The 17,440-nt window shown below is 65.1% G+C and carries 14 protein-coding genes; 7 read left to right on the top strand and 7 right to left on the bottom strand.

Annotation, left to right across the window (positions count from 1 at the left end; translation table 11 throughout):
• Positions 1–354: 354 nt before the first annotated feature.
• The 6 genes from DK261_RS12410 to pilG all read right to left on the bottom strand — a co-directional run bounded on the left by DK261_RS12410 (position 355) and on the right by pilG (position 10,316).
• Complete coding sequence (locus tag DK261_RS12410; protein ID WP_009046013.1) at positions 355–810, bottom strand: chemotaxis protein CheW; 456 nt, start codon at positions 808–810, stop codon at positions 355–357.
• Positions 803–6,757, bottom strand: coding sequence for an Hpt domain-containing protein (locus tag DK261_RS12405; RefSeq protein WP_110175775.1), 5,955 nt, complete (start codon positions 6,755–6,757; stop codon positions 803–805). Before DK261_RS12405 ends, DK261_RS12410 begins: the two co-directional genes overlap by 8 nt.
• 30 nt (positions 6,758–6,787) lie before the next feature.
• Positions 6,788–8,851: a methyl-accepting chemotaxis protein gene (locus DK261_RS12400; protein ID WP_009051306.1), complete on the bottom strand. Its 2,064-nt coding sequence runs from the start codon at positions 8,849–8,851 to the stop codon at positions 6,788–6,790.
• Between the two features lie 97 nt (positions 8,852–8,948).
• The gene (locus DK261_RS12395) at positions 8,949–9,488 is read right to left on the bottom strand and encodes a chemotaxis protein CheW (protein WP_038575084.1); all 540 of its coding nucleotides are present in this window, start codon (positions 9,486–9,488) and stop codon (positions 8,949–8,951) included.
• A gap of 11 nt (positions 9,489–9,499) precedes the next feature.
• Positions 9,500–9,865: a twitching motility response regulator PilH gene (pilH, locus tag DK261_RS12390; RefSeq protein WP_007929961.1), complete on the bottom strand. Its 366-nt coding sequence runs from the start codon at positions 9,863–9,865 to the stop codon at positions 9,500–9,502.
• A 43-nt stretch (positions 9,866–9,908) separates the two neighbouring features.
• Positions 9,909–10,316, bottom strand: coding sequence for a twitching motility response regulator PilG (gene pilG / locus DK261_RS12385; RefSeq protein WP_016704855.1), 408 nt, complete (start codon positions 10,314–10,316; stop codon positions 9,909–9,911).
• Positions 10,317–10,552: 236 nt separating this feature from the next.
• Here pilG and gshB point away from each other — a divergent pair, with 236 nt between their 5' ends.
• The 7 genes from gshB (at position 10,553) to DK261_RS12350 (ending at position 16,701) form a co-directional block, all read left to right on the top strand.
• Complete coding sequence (gene gshB / locus DK261_RS12380) at positions 10,553–11,527, top strand: glutathione synthase (RefSeq protein WP_009051309.1); 975 nt, start codon at positions 10,553–10,555, stop codon at positions 11,525–11,527.
• A 150-nt stretch (positions 11,528–11,677) separates the two neighbouring features.
• The gene (locus tag DK261_RS12375) at positions 11,678–12,577 is read left to right on the top strand and encodes an energy transducer TonB (protein ID WP_007929970.1); all 900 of its coding nucleotides are present in this window, start codon (positions 11,678–11,680) and stop codon (positions 12,575–12,577) included.
• A 192-nt stretch (positions 12,578–12,769) separates the two neighbouring features.
• The gene (locus DK261_RS12370) at positions 12,770–13,339 is read left to right on the top strand and encodes a YqgE/AlgH family protein (protein ID WP_007929972.1); all 570 of its coding nucleotides are present in this window, start codon (positions 12,770–12,772) and stop codon (positions 13,337–13,339) included.
• Positions 13,339–13,776, top strand: coding sequence for a Holliday junction resolvase RuvX (gene ruvX, locus DK261_RS12365; protein ID WP_110175774.1), 438 nt, complete (start codon positions 13,339–13,341; stop codon positions 13,774–13,776). The genes DK261_RS12370 and ruvX overlap by 1 nt, the downstream gene beginning before the upstream one ends.
• Positions 13,777–13,895: 119 nt before the next feature.
• Positions 13,896–14,402: a bifunctional pyr operon transcriptional regulator/uracil phosphoribosyltransferase PyrR gene (pyrR, locus tag DK261_RS12360; protein ID WP_007929976.1), complete on the top strand. Its 507-nt coding sequence runs from the start codon at positions 13,896–13,898 to the stop codon at positions 14,400–14,402.
• Between the two features lie 26 nt (positions 14,403–14,428).
• Positions 14,429–15,433: an aspartate carbamoyltransferase catalytic subunit gene (locus DK261_RS12355; RefSeq protein ID WP_007929978.1), complete on the top strand. Its 1,005-nt coding sequence runs from the start codon at positions 14,429–14,431 to the stop codon at positions 15,431–15,433.
• A complete protein-coding gene (locus DK261_RS12350; RefSeq protein ID WP_110175773.1) occupies positions 15,430–16,701 on the top strand; it encodes a dihydroorotase in 1,272 nt (423 codons plus the stop codon). The genes DK261_RS12355 and DK261_RS12350 overlap by 4 nt, the downstream gene beginning before the upstream one ends.
• A gap of 105 nt (positions 16,702–16,806) precedes the next feature.
• On the opposite strand, the gene DK261_RS12345 is transcribed toward DK261_RS12350, so the two are convergent.
• Positions 16,807–17,226, bottom strand: coding sequence for a TM2 domain-containing protein (locus DK261_RS12345; RefSeq protein WP_009051311.1), 420 nt, complete (start codon positions 17,224–17,226; stop codon positions 16,807–16,809).
• Positions 17,227–17,440: the final 214 nt, after the last annotated feature.

Below are 17,440 nucleotides of genomic sequence, written 5' to 3'. Positions count from 1 at the left end.
GTTCATCAGGGGGATGGCGCGCAGCGCCCCTCGACGCAGTCGAGGACATCGTATGGAGGTCGAAGCGAAGCCGACCGGAGTCGATGCCCCCTGATGGACACCGGAGCGAGGGAACCTGAGCGCAGCGAAGGCCGTACGCAGGGGCAAGACCTTTTGGTTACTTTTGGGGCGTTTGCCAAAAGTGACCCGCCGTAAGGGCGGAACCCTAAGTAGCCGTGACCGCAGAAACGGATATGTACACCGTCCAAAAAATGCAGCGCCAGCACGGACGCCATCGCGGGCAAGCCTCGCTCCTACAGATCAGTGGCGCCCCATCAGTCCCAAATAGGGAACGATCAAGCCGCTCGACAGGGCCTAAGACAACCCCGCCTTCACCAGCATCTCCTCCAACCCCAACAGATCCGGAATCTTCGCCACCTGCTCCCCCACCTGCACCGCGGCCTTTTCCAGCCGGCACAGCGGCACGTCGACGTAGCTCAGCTGGCTGTCGAGCCGGCAGGAACGCGGGATGCCCTGGATCACCAGGGCGATGAACTTCAGGCGCTCACGGCCGCCCAGGGTGTTGAGCACCACGATGCGGGCGCGTTCGCCGATGGCGAGGGGCTGCCCGCAGGCAGCCTCGAAGCTGATCAGCGGCAGTTGGCGGTCGCGCCAGGCCACGGAGCGCAGGTACCAGGGCGGCGCGTCGCTGGCGGGTTCGCCGCGCTGGTAGTCGATCAGTTCGGCCACCGCGACGTTGGGCAGGATCAGGGTGCGGTCGGCCAGGGGCAGCAGCAGTCCGGTGAGGAAGCTGGCGCGGTAGTCATGCATGGGGTCTGCTCCACTGGGCGATGCTCTCCAGCAGCACCGACTCCTGGTAAGGCTTGCCGAGGTAGTCGTTGACGCCGATGGCCATGGCCCGGTCGCGGTGTTTCTGGCCGGTGCGCGAGGTGATCATGATGATCGGCAGCTGTTGCAGGCGCGGGTCGGCGCGCACCTGCATCGCCACCTCGAAGCCGTCCATGCGCGGCATTTCGATGTCCAGCAGCATCAGGTCCGGGGTGTGCTCCTGCAGCAGCGCCATGGCGTCGACCCCATCCTTGGCGGTCAGCACGTTCATGCCGTGGCGTTCCAGCAGGCGGCTGGTGACCTTGCGCACCGTCACCGAGTCGTCGACCACCAGCACCAGCCTCGGCCGCAGCGGTTCGACCTCGGCGCTCACTTCATCGCCGACCGCCATGCGCGGCAGTGGCAAGCGCGTCTGCAGGGCGCGGATATGCGCCAGCAGATCGAGGATCAGCACCACCCGGCCATCGCCGAGGATGGTCGCGCCGGACAGCCCCTGCACCGCCGCGAACTGCGGCCCCAGGCTCTTGACCACGATTTCCCGGGTGCCGGCCATGGCGTCCACCTGCACGGCGATCCGGTGTTCGTTGTAGTGCACCAGCAGCACCGGCAGCGGCAGGCTCTGCCCCAGCAGTTTCGGCCGGGCCACGGTGTGCAGCAACTCGCCGAGGTAGCACAGCTCATAGCGCTGGCCGGCGTATTGGTAATGGGGCGAGTCGAGCTGGTAGTAGCTTTCCAGTTCGTGGGGCAGTACCCGGACGATGCCCTCGATGGTGTTCAGCGGGATCGCGTACTGCTCCTCCAGGCACTGCACCATCAGTGCGCGGTTGACCGACAGGGTGAACGGCAGGCGAATGCGGAAATGCACGCCCTGCCCCGGGATCGAGTCGATGGTCATCGAGCCGCCGAGCTGGCGCACCTCTTCATGGACCACGTCCATGCCCACCCCGCGCCCGGAAATCTGGGTGATTTTTTCCGCTGTGGAAAACCCCGGCTGCATGATGAATTGCAGTACGTCGCGATCGCTGATCTCGACATGGGGGGCGAGCAGGCCACGCTTGATCGCCTTGCGCCGCACCGCCTCCAGCGGCACCCCGGCGCCGTCGTCGCGCATGTCGAAGACGATATCGCCGCCTTCGTGGGACAGGTCCAGGGTGATCCGCCCCTGCTCCGGCTTGCCCGCGGCGCGCCGCACCTCGGCGGACTCCAGGCCATGGTCGACGGCGTTGCGCAGCATGTGTTCCAGGGGCGCGACCATGCGTTCCAGCACGTTACGGTCCATCTCGCCCTCGGCGTTGCCGACGCTGAACGACACATCCTTGCCCAGCTCCTCGGCCACCTGGCGGACGATGCGCTTGAGGCGCGGCACCAGGCGCTCGAACGGCACCATGCGCGTGCGCATCAGGCCTTCCTGCAGCTCGGTATTGACCCGGCCCTGCTGCTGCAACAGGTTTTCCGCATCCTGGTTGCGCCGATCCAGGGTTTCCTTGAGGTCGAGCAGGTCGGACGCCGACTCGAACAAGGCCCGCGACAGTTGCTGCAACTGCGAATGGCGGTCCATCTCCAGCGGGTCGAATTCCTCGTACCCCAGGCGCTCGGCCTCGACCTGCTGGCGGCTGAGGATTCGCCCCTGGGTTTCGGTGTCCAGGCGGCGCAACTGGTCGCGAATACGCTCGATGGTGGTTTCCATTTCGCTCAGGGCCACCCGCGCATCGTTGACCTGCTGCTCGATGCGCCCACGGAAGATCGAGGTTTCCCCGGCCAGGTTGACCAGATCATCGAGCAACTCGGCCGAGACCTTGACCATATCCCCGGCCACCACGGCTTCCGCCGGTACCACTGGCGGCTCGGGTTTGCTCGGTGGGCTAAGGTCGGGCAGCAGCAGAGGCGGCGCTTCGGCCTGGGTCGGATGGGTGAAGCCGCGAATCGCCTCGATCAAGCTGTCGGCCGGTTTGATCGGTTGTTCGGCACGGGCGGCGTCGAGCATCTGCGCCAGCCGGTCCTGGCTTTTCTGCAACAGGCCGAACAACGCCGGGGTCGCTTGCAGCAGTCCCGCGGACAGGCCCTCGTAGAGAAATTCCAGTTCATGGGCCAGGTCGCCGATCGGCGCGATCTCCACCATGCGCGCGCCGCCCTTGAGGGTGTGCAGGTCGCGCAGCAGGGTTTCCACTTCCTGGCGGCTGGCCGGCTCGGCCTGCCAGCGCGTCAGCGCCGCGCCCGAACTGTCGAGAATGTCGAAGCCTTCTTCGAGGAATATCTCCAGCAGCTCCGGATCGTGGGCCGCAGAATCGTCGGCCACCGCCGCCTCGGGCATTTCAGTGGTGACCCCGCTGCGCTGGCGAAAACCGCGGATTGCCTCGATCAACGCCTTCGGATCGCTCAGCGCTTGCTGCGCCTGCAACTGCTGCAACAGCAGCGCCAGTTGCTCATGGCTGCGTTGCAGCAGGTCGACCAGGGCCTCGCCATGCTGGTAACGGCGATCCACCAGGCCTTCGTAGAGGTTTTCCAGTTCCTGGGCCAGGTCGCCCACCGGGCCGACTTCGGCCATGCGCGCGCCGCCCTTGAGGGTGTGCAGGTCGCGTTGCAAGGAGGACAGCGGCGCGCCGTTGTCCGGGTCGGCCAGCCAGCGCTGCAAGGCCTGGCCGGCGCTTTCGAGAATATCCACCGCCTCTTCGAGGAAGATCGCCACGATTTCAGCGTCCGGTCCCTCCACCTCGATCGGCGCTTCCTGCTCCATCTTGGCGGTGGCGCTGGCCAGGTCGGTGATGCTCAGGGTGCGGCTGCCATCGCTGCGGATCAGGCCCATGGCCGACGGGTCGAGGCTTTCCTCGAGCAGTTCGCGCAAGGCCCGGACCATGGCCGGTTGCGGGCTGATTTCCTGGCCGGCGGCCAGTTCGTCGAGCATATTGATCAGGGCTTCGTGGGCGTTTTCCGCCTCATGGAAAAACCGCTCGCCGACCGCCAGGCTGCTTTCTTCCACGGCGCCGTACAGGTCCAGCAGCGCCTCACACAGCTCGTCCATCGGCTGCAGGTCCGCCAGGTGCGCGCCTTCGCCGAGGGTGGTCAGTTCGTCCAGCAGCGCACTGAGTTCCTGGCGCTCGCCGGGGTGCTGCTGCCAGCGGCGCAGCAGGTTTTCGGCATCCAGCAGGATGTCCATGCCCTGGGCCAGGAAGCTGCTGATCAATTGCGCATCGCGCTTGACCCGCAGCCCGGTATTGGGCGCGTTGAGCAGGTTTTCCAGGCGCTCGGCGGTCAGCGCCTTGACCCGTTCGATCAGGTCGTCGGCGCCTTCGATGGGTGCCAGCGGGTCGCTGCCCAGCTGTTGCAGGCCACGGCGAAACAGGCCTTCGGCTTCCAGCAGCAGCTCGACTTCGTCCAGGTCCAGGGCCATCAGGTGCGCGCGGTATTCCCGGGCCAGCAGGTCCAGCGGCGCCGCCAGCTCGGCGATCGGCAGCACGCCGGCCATGTAGGCGCTGCCCTTGAGGGTGTGCAAGGCGCGCTGCAATTCGTCGCTGGCCTGCAAGGGCAAGTGCTCGGCAGCTTGCTCGAGAAAGCGCTTGATGCTCTCCAGATGGGTTTCGGCCTCGTTGCGGAAGATCTCCAGCAACTGCGGATCGAGCCCGTCCTCCGGCTCGTCTACCGACGCCGTTTCGCCCTTGGCCAGGGCGTGCGCCCGGGCAGCCAGGCGATCGACATCGTCGCGCTGGCGCTGGGCCTGGGCGGCGAACTCGGCGACCAGCTCCGGCAGCAGCTGCAACACCTCTTCGAGCAATTGCCGCACCTGCGGCCCTGGCTCCACGCTGTGTTCCAGGACACGGTTGAGCAGGTTTTCCACGGCCCAGGCCAGTTCGCCCAGCACCAGCGCGCGGACCATCCGCCCGCTGCCCTTGAGGGTATGGAAGGCCCGGCGGATTTCGCCCAGCGCCGCCTTGCCGTGAGGGTCGGCGGCCCAGCGCGGCAGGTACTCGCGCAGCACGTCGAGTACTTCGTCGGCCTCTTCGAGGAAGACTTCACGCAGCTCGTCGTCCACCGGCGCTTCATCGCCCGGCGGCGGCAACAGGCTACCCGGTGTGTCCAGCGCCGGCGGGTTGAGCGCCGAGACCGGGCTGGCCAGCACATCGGCCAGGGACTGCACCACTTCCGGGCTGTCCAGCTCCTGCAGGTCCTGCATCACCAGGGCTTCGTTGGGGCTGAGCACATCGCTGAGCAGCGGCACCTGTTCGCTCGCTACCCACTCGTCCGGTGCCTGCTTTTGTGGCACATAGCCCAGCGCGGCCAGGCCCTGCTCGGCCACGTCGAGAATCTTTTCCCCCGGCGCCTGGTGATCGTCGCTCAGGCGCTCCAGGTAATACTCGATGCTGGTGATCACGTCGGCCAGATTGTCCAGCTGCTGCCAGCCGGGCTGGCGCGGGTCCAGCAGCAGGTGTTCACGCACGAAGCCGATGCAGGCTTCCAGCAGGCCCGCAGCCCGGCTCAGGGGGATCATCGCCAAAGCGCCACGCACCTGGGTCAGCAGCTCCGGCAGCGCCTGCAAGTGCTCGCGGTCCCAACCGGCGTCGATGTAGTCGACGATCAGGTCCTTGGCCTGCTGCAGGCAGATCCGCGCCTCCTTGATCACCAGTTGGTGGATCTGGGTCAGGTCGGTGGTCGGCAGGCGGCTCTCTTCGCGGCTCTCGGGTTCGGCCGGGCCGACCATGCCGGCCAGGGTCGCCTCCACATAAAGCAGCGCCCCGGCCACATCCATCAGCACCGCGTCATTCGGTTCGCGCTGGCCCTGGGCCAGGCTCAGCACCACCGCCAGCTGGTCGATGATGACCTTGCGCGGCTGGCCGAAACCCAGCACCGCCAGGGTGTCGGCGATCTGCCGCAGAGGCGCCAGCAGGCTGTCCAGGTCCGACGCGTGCTGGCGGTCGCTGCGCACGAACAGGTCCAGGCGCTCCTTGACCCGCACCAGTTCCTCGCACAGGGCCGACAGCACCGAGCGCATGGCGTCGCGGTCGGGGCCGGCCATGCGGGCCCGTTCCTGGTCGACCAGCGCATTGTCGGGCAAAGCGTCATCGAGTCCGTAAGCGTCTTTCATGGTCTGCATCTGCGCGGTGGGATAGCGGGCCTTGGCGATGTAAAACAACAGGCTTTTGAGCAATTCTTCGGGGGCTGGCTGGTTGATTCCGGCGATGCCCTGTTCATAGAGGCGCTTGAGCTCGCGGTCGGCATCCTTGAGCAGGCTGCGCACCGCCGGGCTGTTGGCGATCGCCCCGCTGCCCATGCCTTCCACCAGGGCCAGGGCGATCTGCCACAAGGGCCCCAGCGGGGCGTTCTGGCACAACACCTGGAGGCGCTCGAAGACCTTGGCCATGTAGCCCAGGCTGTTTTTCACATCCTGTTCGCGCAGCAGGTCGACCAGCGCGGTTTGCAGCATGTGCCGCAACTTGCGCAGCAGGATGGTCAGGTCGGGGGGCGCCAGGCGGTTCAGCGTCGCCTCGTCCAGCGCCGGCAGGTCCGGCAGTTGCGGGCTGAACAGGCTGGTTTCGCTCAGCAGGCCTTCGCCCCGGGCGCTGCGCAGGTCGTTGAGCAGCGGCAAGACCACCAGCGGCAGGTCGCGGCGCGCGCTTTGCACCCGGTCGAGGTACTGCGGCAACTGGCTGATGGCTTGGCGCAGCAGGTAGATCGCCTCGTCGCGCTGGGCCACGCGGTATTCGCGCAGGGCCAGGGTCAGGGCTTCCATTTCTTCGGCGAGCAGCGCCGCGCCATAGAACTCGACCATCTGCAGGCTGCCGTGGACCTGGTGGATGCAGTCCAGGCACTGGTCGAGGGCTTCCACCGCCTGCGGCTCGTCGACCAGGTGATCGAGCGCCTGGTGGGCCTGCTTCAGCGTTTCGGCAATTTCGCCCTTGACCCATTCCAGGGCCACATAGTCGTGCCGATCACCCATTACCATTCCCATCAAAGTCGTGCTCCGGCCTCAGCGGTTTTCCCGCGGCGTCTGCTCGCGACTGGCCGGCAAGGTGAAACCGGACACCGAGCGCCGCAGCTGGCTGGCCATTTTCGCCAGGTTGCCGATGCTTTCGGCCGTCGCGGTCGAGCCGGACGAAGTCTGTGAAGTAATCTGCTGGATCACGTTCATGGTCAAGGATATCTGTCCGGCCGACGAAGTCTGCTGCTGGGCGGCGTTGGAGATGCTCTGGATCAGCGCCGCCAGGGTCTTGGAGACGCCTTCGATTTCTTCCAGGGCCACCCCGGCATCCTGCGCCAGCCGGGCGCCACGCACCACTTCCGAGGTGGTCTGCTCCATGGAGATCACCGCCTCGTTGGTGTCGGTCTGGATCGCCCGCACCAGGGTCTCGATCTGCCGGGTCGCCGCCGAAGAACGTTCCGCCAGGCGCTGCACCTCATCGGCCACCACCGCGAAGCCGCGCCCGGCATCCCCGGCCATGGAGGCCTGGATCGCCGCATTGAGCGCGAGGATATTGGTCTGGTCGGCAATGTCATCGATCAGGCTGACAATGTCGCCAATTTCCTGGGAAGACTCGCCCAGGCGCTTGATGCGCTTGGCGGTGTCCTGGATCTGCTCGCGAATGTTGTCCATGCCGTGGATGGTGTTGTGCACCACCTCGTTGCCCTTGTTGGCGATCTCCACCGAACGCTCGGCCACCGCCGAGGACTCGGCGGCGTTGGCCGACACCTGGTCGATGGACTGGGCCATTTCGTTGATCGCGGTGGAGGCTTCGGAAATCTGCTGGGCCTGATGCTCCGAGGCTTCGGCCAGTTGCATGGCGGTGGCCTGGGTTTCCTGCACCGCGCCGGCGACCTGGCCGGCGGTGAGGTTGATGGTCGCCACCAGGTCGCGCAACTGATCCACGGAATAGTTGATCGAGTCGGCGATGGTGCCGGTGAAATCCTCGGTGACCGAGGCGGTCACGGTGAGGTCGCCGTCGGCCAGGTCCTCGATCTCGTCCAGCAGGCGCATGATCGCGTTCTGGTTGCGCTCGTTCTTCTCCGCGGTCTCGTGCAGCTGGCGATTGGTTTCCCGCACCATCACCAGGCCGATCAGGATGATCGAGGCCAGCGCCGCCAGGCCCAGGACATAACCGCCGATGGTGTCCAGCGAACGACCGCCAGCCAGGTTCTCGAAGCCGATGGCCAGGTGCGAGGCTTCATCGAGCAGGGTCTGCGACAGGCTGAAGATATTGCTCGCCGATTCGCGGACCTGGAACAGCTCGGGAGAGGTTTCAAGAATTTCGTCCACCGAGCCGGAGACGAACTGGAACAGCTCGCTGATCTCGGTCAGGCGCGCCCGCGCATCGCGGTCCTCGACCTGGCTGATCTTCAGGGTCGGGTTGCCCTGGAGCATGCCGCTCAGCACCTGGCCGAAGCGCGCCGCGTCACGGCCAAAGGCATCGGCGGCCTGCACCGCGTTCTCGTCGCCGGCCAGCACGGTATTCACCGCGCCGAGAATGCGCTCGGCGAGCAGCGACTGGCGCTGCGCCATGGCCACCTGGGCGGCTGGAGCGCCGCGCTGCAGGAGGATTTCCACGACCTTTTCATACTCGACCTGCAGCTGCGGCACGGTTTCCGCCAGGGTCGCGGCCACTTGATGCAAAGACAGCACGGTCTGTTCGCTGGCCAGGATCGCATCGGCGTTGTGCAGCAGCTTGTCCCAGTCCTGCTGCACCGCATGCATTTCCTTACGCACCGCCACCGGCGCGGCGGGCAGCCCGGTGGCCGGGTCGCCTTTTTTCAGGTAGCCCCAGCGCTGGGCGAAATCGTTGCGCGCATCGCCCAGCAGCTTGAAGGCCGCGGCCTTGCCCGCCGCAGCTTCCGTGGCGTTCTTGGCGATGCGCTGGGACAGCACCCGCAGCTCGCCGGCGTGGCCGATGTACTGCTTGTCGTAAGTGGCCTGGGTGTTGAGGTAAGCGAAGTTGGCGAACAGCAGCATGATGAACACGATCAGGGCGATGAACAGCACGATGATCTGCGAGCGGCTGCGCGATCCTTCCATTGGCTTGCCTGGGTTGGCTTTTAGCATCTGCACACCTGAATTCCGGTTGTTCTGTTGCCCGCGCAATGGACGGCGCGGTTCTGCAGGTTCATCGCGCACTATTCATCGCGAGCAGGTCTCGCGCCTACAGCGCCACATCCAGAAACCCCGGCGACTGCGCCAGGGCGAAGGGGCTGAAGACCCACCAGACCTGCTCGCAGGGGAAATACCCGCGCAGGTACGGCGTGATGGCGCCCTGTTCGCTACCGCTGGCAGCCGTCTTCAGGCTGCTCTGCTCGAAATGCTGCATGCCGGCCACCTCGTCCACCATCAAGCCGGCGAACACTTCCTTGTGCTCGACCACCAGCACCCGCCGCTGCTTGCGCAGCGCCGACAGCTCATGACCGAAGAAGCCGCACAGGTCCATGATCGGCAGTAGCCGTCCGCGCAGGTTGGCCACGCCCTTGACCCAAGGCTTGACCCCGGGCAGCAACGTATAACGCGGCTCGTGCAGGACTTCGCTGACTTCGCCCATCGGCGCCACATACCAATGCTCGCCGATGCGAAAGCCGATCCCGCTCCAGCCGTGCTGGCGGGTTTCCTGGGAGGGCAAATCGGCCGCCAGCAGGCGGCAGCGCTGGTCGATCTCGAGCAGCAGTTCGAAGGCGGTTTGCGACTCGGCCATGGCGCGGGCGGTCAGCCGGCCAGGACGCTGTTCAGGGTCTTGATCAGGGTGTCTTCGTCGACCGGCTTGGTCAGGTAATCCTTGGCGCCCTGGCGAGTGCCCCAGACCTTGTCGGTTTCCTGATCCTTGGTGGTGATGATGATCACCGGGATATGGCTGGTTTCCGCGTCCTTGGTCAACTGACGGGTGGCCTGGAAGCCATTGAGGCCGGGCATGACGATGTCCATCAAGACCGCGTCGGGCTTTTCCTGGCGCGCCAGGGCCACGCCGTCGGCGCCGTTTTCGGCCTTCAGGACTTCATGGCCGTGCTTTTCCAGCATGCCGGTCAGTTTGTACATTTCAGTCGGCGAGTCATCGACGATCAGAATACGAGCCATGGTCTTCCCCATACGAATAGGCGTGCGGCCCGCTGGCCGGACCTCAATGTGCTTGTTCTACTGCGGCGAACCCCGGCACATGGGCCTTGATCGCGCTCAGCAGCTCTTCCTTGCTGAAAGGCTTGGTCAAAAACTGGTCAGAGCCGACGATGCGACCCTTGGCCTTGTCGAACAGGCCGTCCTTGGAGGACAGCATAATCACCGGCGTGGACTTGAACGCGCTGTTGTTCTTGATCAGCGCGCAGGTCTGATAGCCATCGAGCCGCGGCATCATGATGTCGACGAAGATGATGTCCGGGTGGTGGTCGGCGATCTTGGCCAGCGCCTCGAAACCGTCGACCGCGGTAATGACTTCACAACCCACATTCTTCAGCAACGTTTCGGCCGTGCGGCGAATCGTCTTCGAATCATCGATCACCATCACCTTGAGGGCGCTGGATTGCTGTTCCATATCTGCTCTACCATCGCCACAGCGAATCGATTTTCTGCCCGTACTGGTAGCCAGTGCCTCAAGCCCTTGATGTTCAAGGCCTGAGCACGGCATGCGAGCCTTTTTAGCATACTCTCCCCATGCAATCTATCGGCCGGCCGGCGCGGTGGTTTTTCCTTGACCGGGAACCGCCCGAGCGCCACTCTGACGCCACTTTTTCAAGCCATTGCGCCCACTAATTTTCGAGGAAACCGCCCATGAGCGTTCGCGTCGGGATTGTCATGGACCCTATCGCCAGCATCTCCTATAAGAAGGACAGCTCGCTGGCCATGCTGCTGGCCGCCCAGGAACGCGGCTGGACCCTGTTCTATATGGAGCAGCGCGACCTGTACCAGGCGACCGGTGGCGTGGCCCGGGCGCGGATGCGTCCGCTGAAGGTGTTCGCCGACCCGCACAAGTGGTTCGAGCTGGAGGCCGAGACCGACAGCGCCCTGAGCGAACTGGACGTGATCCTGATGCGCAAGGACCCGCCGTTCGACATGGAGTTCGTCTACTCCACCTACCTGTTGGAGCAGGCCGAGCGCGACGGTGTGCTGGTGGTCAACAAGCCGCAGAGCCTGCGCGACTGCAACGAAAAGCTGTTCGCCACCCTGTTCCCGCAGTGCACGCCGCCGACCATCGTCAGCCGTCGCCCGGACGTGTTGCGCGAATTCGCCGACCATCACGGTGACGTGATCCTCAAGCCGCTGGACGGCATGGGCGGCTCGTCGATCTTCCGTCACACCGCCGGCCACCCGAACCTCTCGGTGATCCTCGAAACCCTGACCCAGCATGGCAAGCAGCAGATCATGATCCAGGAGTATCTGCCGGCCATCGTCGATGGCGACAAACGCATCCTGATGATCGACGGCGAACCTGTGGATTACTGCCTGGCGCGGATTCCCGCCCACGGCGAAACCCGTGGCAACCTCGCCGCCGGTGGCCGTGGCGAAGCCCGGCCGCTGACCGAGAAAGATCGCTGGATCGCCGCACAGGTCGGCCCGACCCTGCGCGAGAAAGGCCTGCTGTTCGTGGGGCTCGACGTGATCGGTGAGCACCTGACCGAAATCAACGTCACCAGCCCGACCTGCATCCGCGAGATCGACAACGCCTTCGGCACCAATATCGGCGCAATGCTGATGGATGCCATCGAGAAGAAGCTGCAAGCTGCGAGCCGCAAGCCACAAGCTTGACGGCTGTCGCATGCAGCTTGTCGCTTGAAGCTCGAGGCTTACGGCTTGAAACCAACATTGCGTTATCATGCGCCGCCTGTGAAACCCGCAATGTTGGTCTTGTGAAGTTTTTTGTGATGTTGAACCGCTGATGACTGTTGTGAACCGCTGATGGCTCTCCCTTCCGATCTGCCCCCCGAGCTGGCCCACAGCGGCGTGCGCCCGGCCGATCGCCTGGGATTTACCCTGTTCCTGGCCGCCCTGCTGCATATCGCGCTGATTCTCGGCCTGGGTTTCTCCTTCGCCGAACCCAAGCAGATCAGCAAGACCCTGGAAATCACCCTGGCCACCTTCAAGAGCGAGACCAAGCCGAAGAAGGCCGATTTCCTTGCCCAGGAAAACCAGCAAGGCAGCGGCACCCTGGACAAGAAGGCGATCCCGAAGACCACCGAAGTGGCGCCGTTCCAGGAAAACAAAGTCAACAAGGTCACCCCGCCGCCTCCAGCCAAGACCGAAGTCAAGGAAGCCGCACCCAAGGCCGCGGTCGCCACCACCGCGCCAAAGCCGAAAAAGACCGTCACCAAGCGTGAAGAGGTCAAGACCGAGGCCAAACCCAAGGTTCCCGTACCGACGTTCGACAGCGAGCAGCTGTCCAGCGACATCGCCAGCCTGGAGGCCGAACTGGCCCAGGAGCAGCAGCTGTATGCCAAGCGCCCGCGCATCCACCGCCTGAGCGCGGCCTCGACCATGCGCGACAAGGGCGCCTGGTACAAGGACGAGTGGCGCAAGAAGGTCGAGCGCATCGGCAACCTCAACTACCCGGAAGAAGCCCGGCGCAAGCAGATCTACGGCAACCTGCGGCTGATGGTCTCGATCAACCGCGACGGCTCGCTGTATGAGGTGCTGGTGCTGGAGTCCTCCGGCCAGCCGCTGCTGGACCAGGCGGCCCAGCGCATCGTGCGCCTGGCGGCGCCGTTCGCGCCCTTTACCGGCGACCTGTCGGATATCGACCGGCTGGAGATCATCCGCACCTGGAAGTTCGCCCGCGGCGACAGGCTGTCCAGCAACTGATTCCAGGGCGAAGCCATCCGCCCAGCCTTATCGCGAGCAAGCTCGCTCCTACAGGGACGGGGCAATACCTGTAGGAGCGAGCTTGCTCGCGATGGACCCGATGCCGACACAGCTGCAAAAGGCCGACCAAAATGCCCGGTGCCGCGCATCCCCAGCTTGTCAGTTCGCCCCTCCACCGCCACACTAGCGCTCATGAAAAACGTCAGCCCCAGCTACCTCAAGCATCACTTCCTGATCGCCATGCCGCACATGGCCGACCCGAACTTTGCGCACACCTTGACCTACATCGTCGAGCACAATGCCAATGGCGCCATGGGGTTGGTGGTCAATCGTCCGCAGGACCTGAACCTCGCCGACATCCTCGAGCAATTGCGCCCCGAGATCGACCCGCCAGCGCTCTGCCAGCATGTGCCGATCTTCATCGGTGGCCCGGTGCAGACCGATCGCGGTTTTGTCCTGCATCCCAGCGGCCCGACCTTCCAGGCCACGGTCGAGCTGGATGGCCTGTCGCTGTCGACGTCCCAGGACGTGCTGTTCGCCATCGCCGATGGCGTCGGCCCGGCCAAAAGCCTGATCGCCCTCGGTTATGCCGGCTGGGAAGCCGGGCAGTTGGAAGCCGAGCTGGCGGACAACGCCTGGCTGACCTGCCCGTTCGACGCCGACATCCTGTTCAACACCAGCAGCGAGCTGCGCCTGGAAGCGGCGGCCAAGCACCTGGGCATCAACCTCGCCCTGCTGACCAGCCAGGCGGGCCACGCCTGATGGCCCTGCGACTGATCCTCGGGTTCGACTACGGCACCAAACAGATTGGCGTGGCGGTTGGCCAGGCCATCACCGGCCAGGCCCGCGAGCTGTGCACCCTGAAGGCGCAGAATGGCGTACCGGACTGGAACCAGGTCGAAGCCCTGATCAAGGAATGGAAGCCGGACGCGGTGGTGGTCGGCCTGCCATTGAACATGGACGGCACCCCGAGCGAGATGTGCGTGCGCGTCGAGAAATTCGCCCGGCGCCTCAATGGCCGCTACAACCTGCCCTTCTATACCCATGACGAACGCCTGACCACCTTCGAGGCCAAGGGCGAACGCCTGGCCCGGGGCGGCCAGAAAGGCAGTTACCGCGACAACCCGGTCGACGCCATCGCCGCCGCCCTGCTGCTGCAAGGCTGGCTCGACGAAAACGCAGCGCTGTTGAACAACTGAAACGCCGAATCCTGAAGATGCGTGGCCCCCCCGGCCACGCGCCTCCTGGCCACAACACCAGCCGTAAGACCCTGCGCCTCGCTGCACGCAACCAGGCGCGGGCCCACGAAGGAGCAATCATGAGCCTGCCCAATCCCGCCGAACTGATCAGCCAGATGGCCGTGCGTCTCACCGCCCACCTGGAACAACGCGCCATCAGCGAGCCCCGCTATATCGGCATCCGTACCGGCGGCGTCTGGGTCGCCCAGGCCCTGCTCGCGGAACTGGGCAGCGACGCGCCGCTGGGCACCCTGGATGTGTCCTTCTACCGCGACGACTTCAGCCAGAACGGCCTGCACCCGCAGGTGCGCCCTTCCGAGCTGCCGTTCGAGATCGAGGGCCAGCACCTGATCCTGATCGACGACGTGCTGATGAGCGGCCGCACCATCCGCGCCGCCCTCAACGAGCTGTTCGACTATGGCCGCCCGGCCAGCGTGACCCTGGTCTGCCTGCTGGACCTGGACGCCGCCGAGCTGCCGATTCGCCCGAACGTGGTCGGTGCCACCCTGTCGCTGGCCGCCCACGAGCGGGTAAAATTGTCCGGTCCTGCGCCGCTTCAACTCGAGCTTCAAGACCTCGCCCTTTAATTCGCCCCTCTAAAGAGTCCATTGCGATGACGCCTCTAGACGCCAAGCGCCCGCTGCAGCTCAACGATCAGGGCCAGCTGCGCCATTTCCTCTCGCTCGACGGTCTGCGTCGCGAGCTGCTGACGGAAATCCTCGACACCGCCGACTCCTTCCTCGAAGTCGGCGCCCGGGCGGTGAAGAAAGTCCCTTTGCTGCGCGGCAAGACCGTGTGCAACGTGTTCTTCGAAAACTCCACCCGCACCCGCACCACCTTCGAACTGGCGGCCCAGCGCCTGTCGGCGGACGTGATCACGCTCAACGTGTCCACCTCCTCGGCCAGCAAGGGTGAAACCCTGCTCGATACCCTGCGCAACCTCGAAGCCATGGCCGCCGACATGTTCGTCGTGCGCCACGGCGACTCCGGCGCCGCGCACTTCATCGCCGAACATGTGTGCCCGCAGGTGGCGATCATCAACGGCGGCGACGGCCGCCACGCCCACCCAACCCAGGGCATGCTCGACATGCTCACCATCCGTCGGCACAAGGGCGGCTTCGAAAACCTCTCGGTGGCCATCGTCGGCGACATCCTGCACTCGCGGGTGGCGCGCTCGAACATGCTGGCCCTGAAAACCCTGGGTTGCCCGGACATCCGCGTGATCGCGCCCAAGACCCTGCTGCCGATCGGCATCGAGCAATACGGGGTGAAGGTCTACACCGACATGGCCGAAGGCCTGAAAGACGTCGACGTGGTGATCATGCTGCGCCTGCAGCGTGAACGCATGCAGGGCGGCCTGCTGCCGAGCGAGGGCGAGTTCTACCGCCTGTTCGGCCTGACCACCGCGCGCCTGGCCGGCGCCAAGCCGGACGCCATCGTCATGCACCCGGGGCCGATCAACCGCGGCGTGGAGATCGAATCGGCGGTGGCCGACGGTCCGCACTCGGTGATCCTCAACCAGGTGACCTACGGCATCGCGGTACGCATGGCCGTACTGTCCATGGCCATGAGCGGGCAGACCGCCCAGCGACAATTCGAGCAGGAGAACGCCCAGTGAAGCTCAGCATTCTCGGCGCCCGTGTCATCGATCCAAGCAGCGGCCTGGATCAAGTCAGCGATATCCATCTGGAAGCCGGCAAGATCGTCGCCATCGGCGCCGCGCCCGCCGGTTTCAACGCGGTCGAAAGCCTCGACGCCAAAGGCCTGGTGGCCGCGCCCGGACTGGTGGACCTGAACGTCTCCCTGCGCGAGCCGGGCTACAGCCGCAAAGGCACCATCGCCAGCGAAACCCGCGCCGCCGCGGCCGGTGGCGTCACCAGCCTGTGCTGCCCGCCGCGCACCAAGCCGGTGCTGGACACCTCGGCGGTGGCCGAGCTGATCCTCGATCGCGCCCGCGAAGCCGGCAATACCAAGGTGTTCCCGATCGGTGCCCTGAGCAAAGGCCTGGACGGCGAACAGCTGGCCGAGCTGATCGCCCTGCGCGATGCCGGCTGCGTGGCCTTCGGCAACGGCCTGGAGGGCTTCCGCAGCGCCCGCACCCTGTGCCGGGCGCTGGAATACGCGGCGACCTTCGACCTGACGGTGATTTTCCACTCCCAGGACCGCGACCTGGCCGAAGGCGGCCTGGCCCACGAAGGCGCCACCGCCAGCTTCCTCGGCCTGCCGGGCATTCCGGAAACCGCGGAAACCGTGGCCCTGGCCCGCGACCTGCTGCTGGTGGAGCAAAGCGGCGTGCGCGCCCACTTCAGCCAGCTGACCAGCGCCCGCGGCGTGGCCCTGATCGCCCAGGCCCAGGCCCGTGGCCTGCCGGTGACCGCCGATGTAGCGCTGTACCAGCTGATCCTCACCGACGACGCGCTGATCGACTTCTCCAGCCTCTATCACGTACAGCCGCCGCTGCGCTCGCGCGCCGACCGCGAAGGCCTGCGTGAAGCGGTGAAGTCCGGGGTGGTCCAGGCCATTTCCAGCCATCACCAGCCCCATGAACGCGATGCCAAGCTGGCGCCTTTCGGCGCCACCGAACCAGGCATCAGCAGCGTCGAGCTGCTGCTGCCGCTGGCCATGACCCTGGTGGAAGACGGCCTGCTCGACCTGCCGACCCTGCTGGCACGCCTGAGCAGCGGCCCGGCCGACGCCCTGCGCCTGCCAGCCGGCAAGCTGGCGGTGGGCGCTCCGGCGGACCTGGTGCTGTTCGACCCGAGCACGTCCACCGTGGCCGGCGAACGCTGGCTGTCGAAAGGCGAGAACTGCCCGTTCCTCGGCCATAGCCTGCCGGGCGTGGTGCGCTACACCCTGGTGGATGGGCGGATCAGCCACAAGGGCTGACGGCCATGATCGCGAGCAAGCTCGCTCCTACAGGTACGGCACAGGCCACATGGGCGCCGTACTTCTTCTGTAGGAGCGAGCCTGCTCGCGATAGCGCTCCTGCATTCAACGCCGCTGCGCGTTACGCAACGACACCTGGTCGTTCAGTGTCCAGAAGTCGTACAAGACCCCCAGAAAGAACACCCCGCCAGTCAGCAGGTACAGCAGGCCGCTGATCCATTTGCCCTGATACATACGGTGCACGCCAAAGATCCCGAGAAAGGTCAGCAGGATCCAGGCGACGCTGTACTCGATCGGTCCCGGGGTAAAACGCAGGTCGGCCTCACGGTCCATGGCCGGGATCAGGAACAGGTCGATCAGCCAGCCGATGCCCAGCAAGCCCAGGGTGAAGAACCAGATAGTTCCGGTAATCGGCTTGCCGTAATAGAAGCGGTGAGAGCCGGTAAAACCGAAAATCCACAACAGGTAACCGATCACCTTGCTGTGGGTGTCATGGGTCGAACCGTCCGGGCGATAGGTGTTCATTGAGTACCTCGTTCCACGCAATAGATAAATTTTCTTTAATTCTTTGTGACTTTTTTACAGGCAGCCGACGTGTGGCAAATGTTAAGGTCGCTGCCGTGAAACCCTTGTACTGCCTGACTTCTGTCGGACAATTGCGTCAATTTGCCGCCTCTTCAGCGAATTTGACCTCCAGGTTGAATCGACCAACGGCCTGAGAAGTGACAAAAAAGCTGTT

This window comes from Pseudomonas sp. RW409 (assembly GCF_003184125.1).
Lineage (GTDB): Bacteria > Pseudomonadota > Gammaproteobacteria > Pseudomonadales > Pseudomonadaceae > Aquipseudomonas > Aquipseudomonas chlororaphis_I.
The sequence above is the reverse complement of the archived record's forward strand: the minus strand, read 5'-3'. Positions and strand labels throughout refer to the sequence as shown.

Bases quoted from the DNA above. Each gene is read 5' to 3' on its own strand.
- DK261_RS12410 (WP_009046013.1), bottom strand. From the start codon at position 810: ATGCATGACTACCGCGCCAGCTTCCTCACCGGACTGCTGCTGCCCCTG.
- DK261_RS12405 (WP_110175775.1), bottom strand. From the start codon at position 6,757: ATGGGTGATCGGCACGACTATGTGGCCCTGGAATGGGTCAAGGGCGAA.
- DK261_RS12400 (WP_009051306.1), bottom strand. From the start codon at position 8,851: ATGCTAAAAGCCAACCCAGGCAAGCCAATGGAAGGATCGCGCAGCCGC.
- DK261_RS12395 (WP_038575084.1), bottom strand. From the start codon at position 9,488: ATGGCCGAGTCGCAAACCGCCTTCGAACTGCTGCTCGAGATCGACCAG.
- pilH (WP_007929961.1), bottom strand. From the start codon at position 9,865: ATGGCTCGTATTCTGATCGTCGATGACTCGCCGACTGAAATGTACAAA.
- pilG (WP_016704855.1), bottom strand. From the start codon at position 10,316: ATGGAACAGCAATCCAGCGCCCTCAAGGTGATGGTGATCGATGATTCG.
- gshB (WP_009051309.1), top strand. From the start codon at position 10,553: ATGAGCGTTCGCGTCGGGATTGTCATGGACCCTATCGCCAGCATCTCC.
- DK261_RS12375 (WP_007929970.1), top strand. From the start codon at position 11,678: ATGGCTCTCCCTTCCGATCTGCCCCCCGAGCTGGCCCACAGCGGCGTG.
- DK261_RS12370 (WP_007929972.1), top strand. From the start codon at position 12,770: ATGAAAAACGTCAGCCCCAGCTACCTCAAGCATCACTTCCTGATCGCC.
- ruvX (WP_110175774.1), top strand. From the start codon at position 13,339: ATGGCCCTGCGACTGATCCTCGGGTTCGACTACGGCACCAAACAGATT.
- pyrR (WP_007929976.1), top strand. From the start codon at position 13,896: ATGAGCCTGCCCAATCCCGCCGAACTGATCAGCCAGATGGCCGTGCGT.
- DK261_RS12355 (WP_007929978.1), top strand. From the start codon at position 14,429: ATGACGCCTCTAGACGCCAAGCGCCCGCTGCAGCTCAACGATCAGGGC.
- DK261_RS12345 (WP_009051311.1), bottom strand. From the start codon at position 17,226: ATGAACACCTATCGCCCGGACGGTTCGACCCATGACACCCACAGCAAG.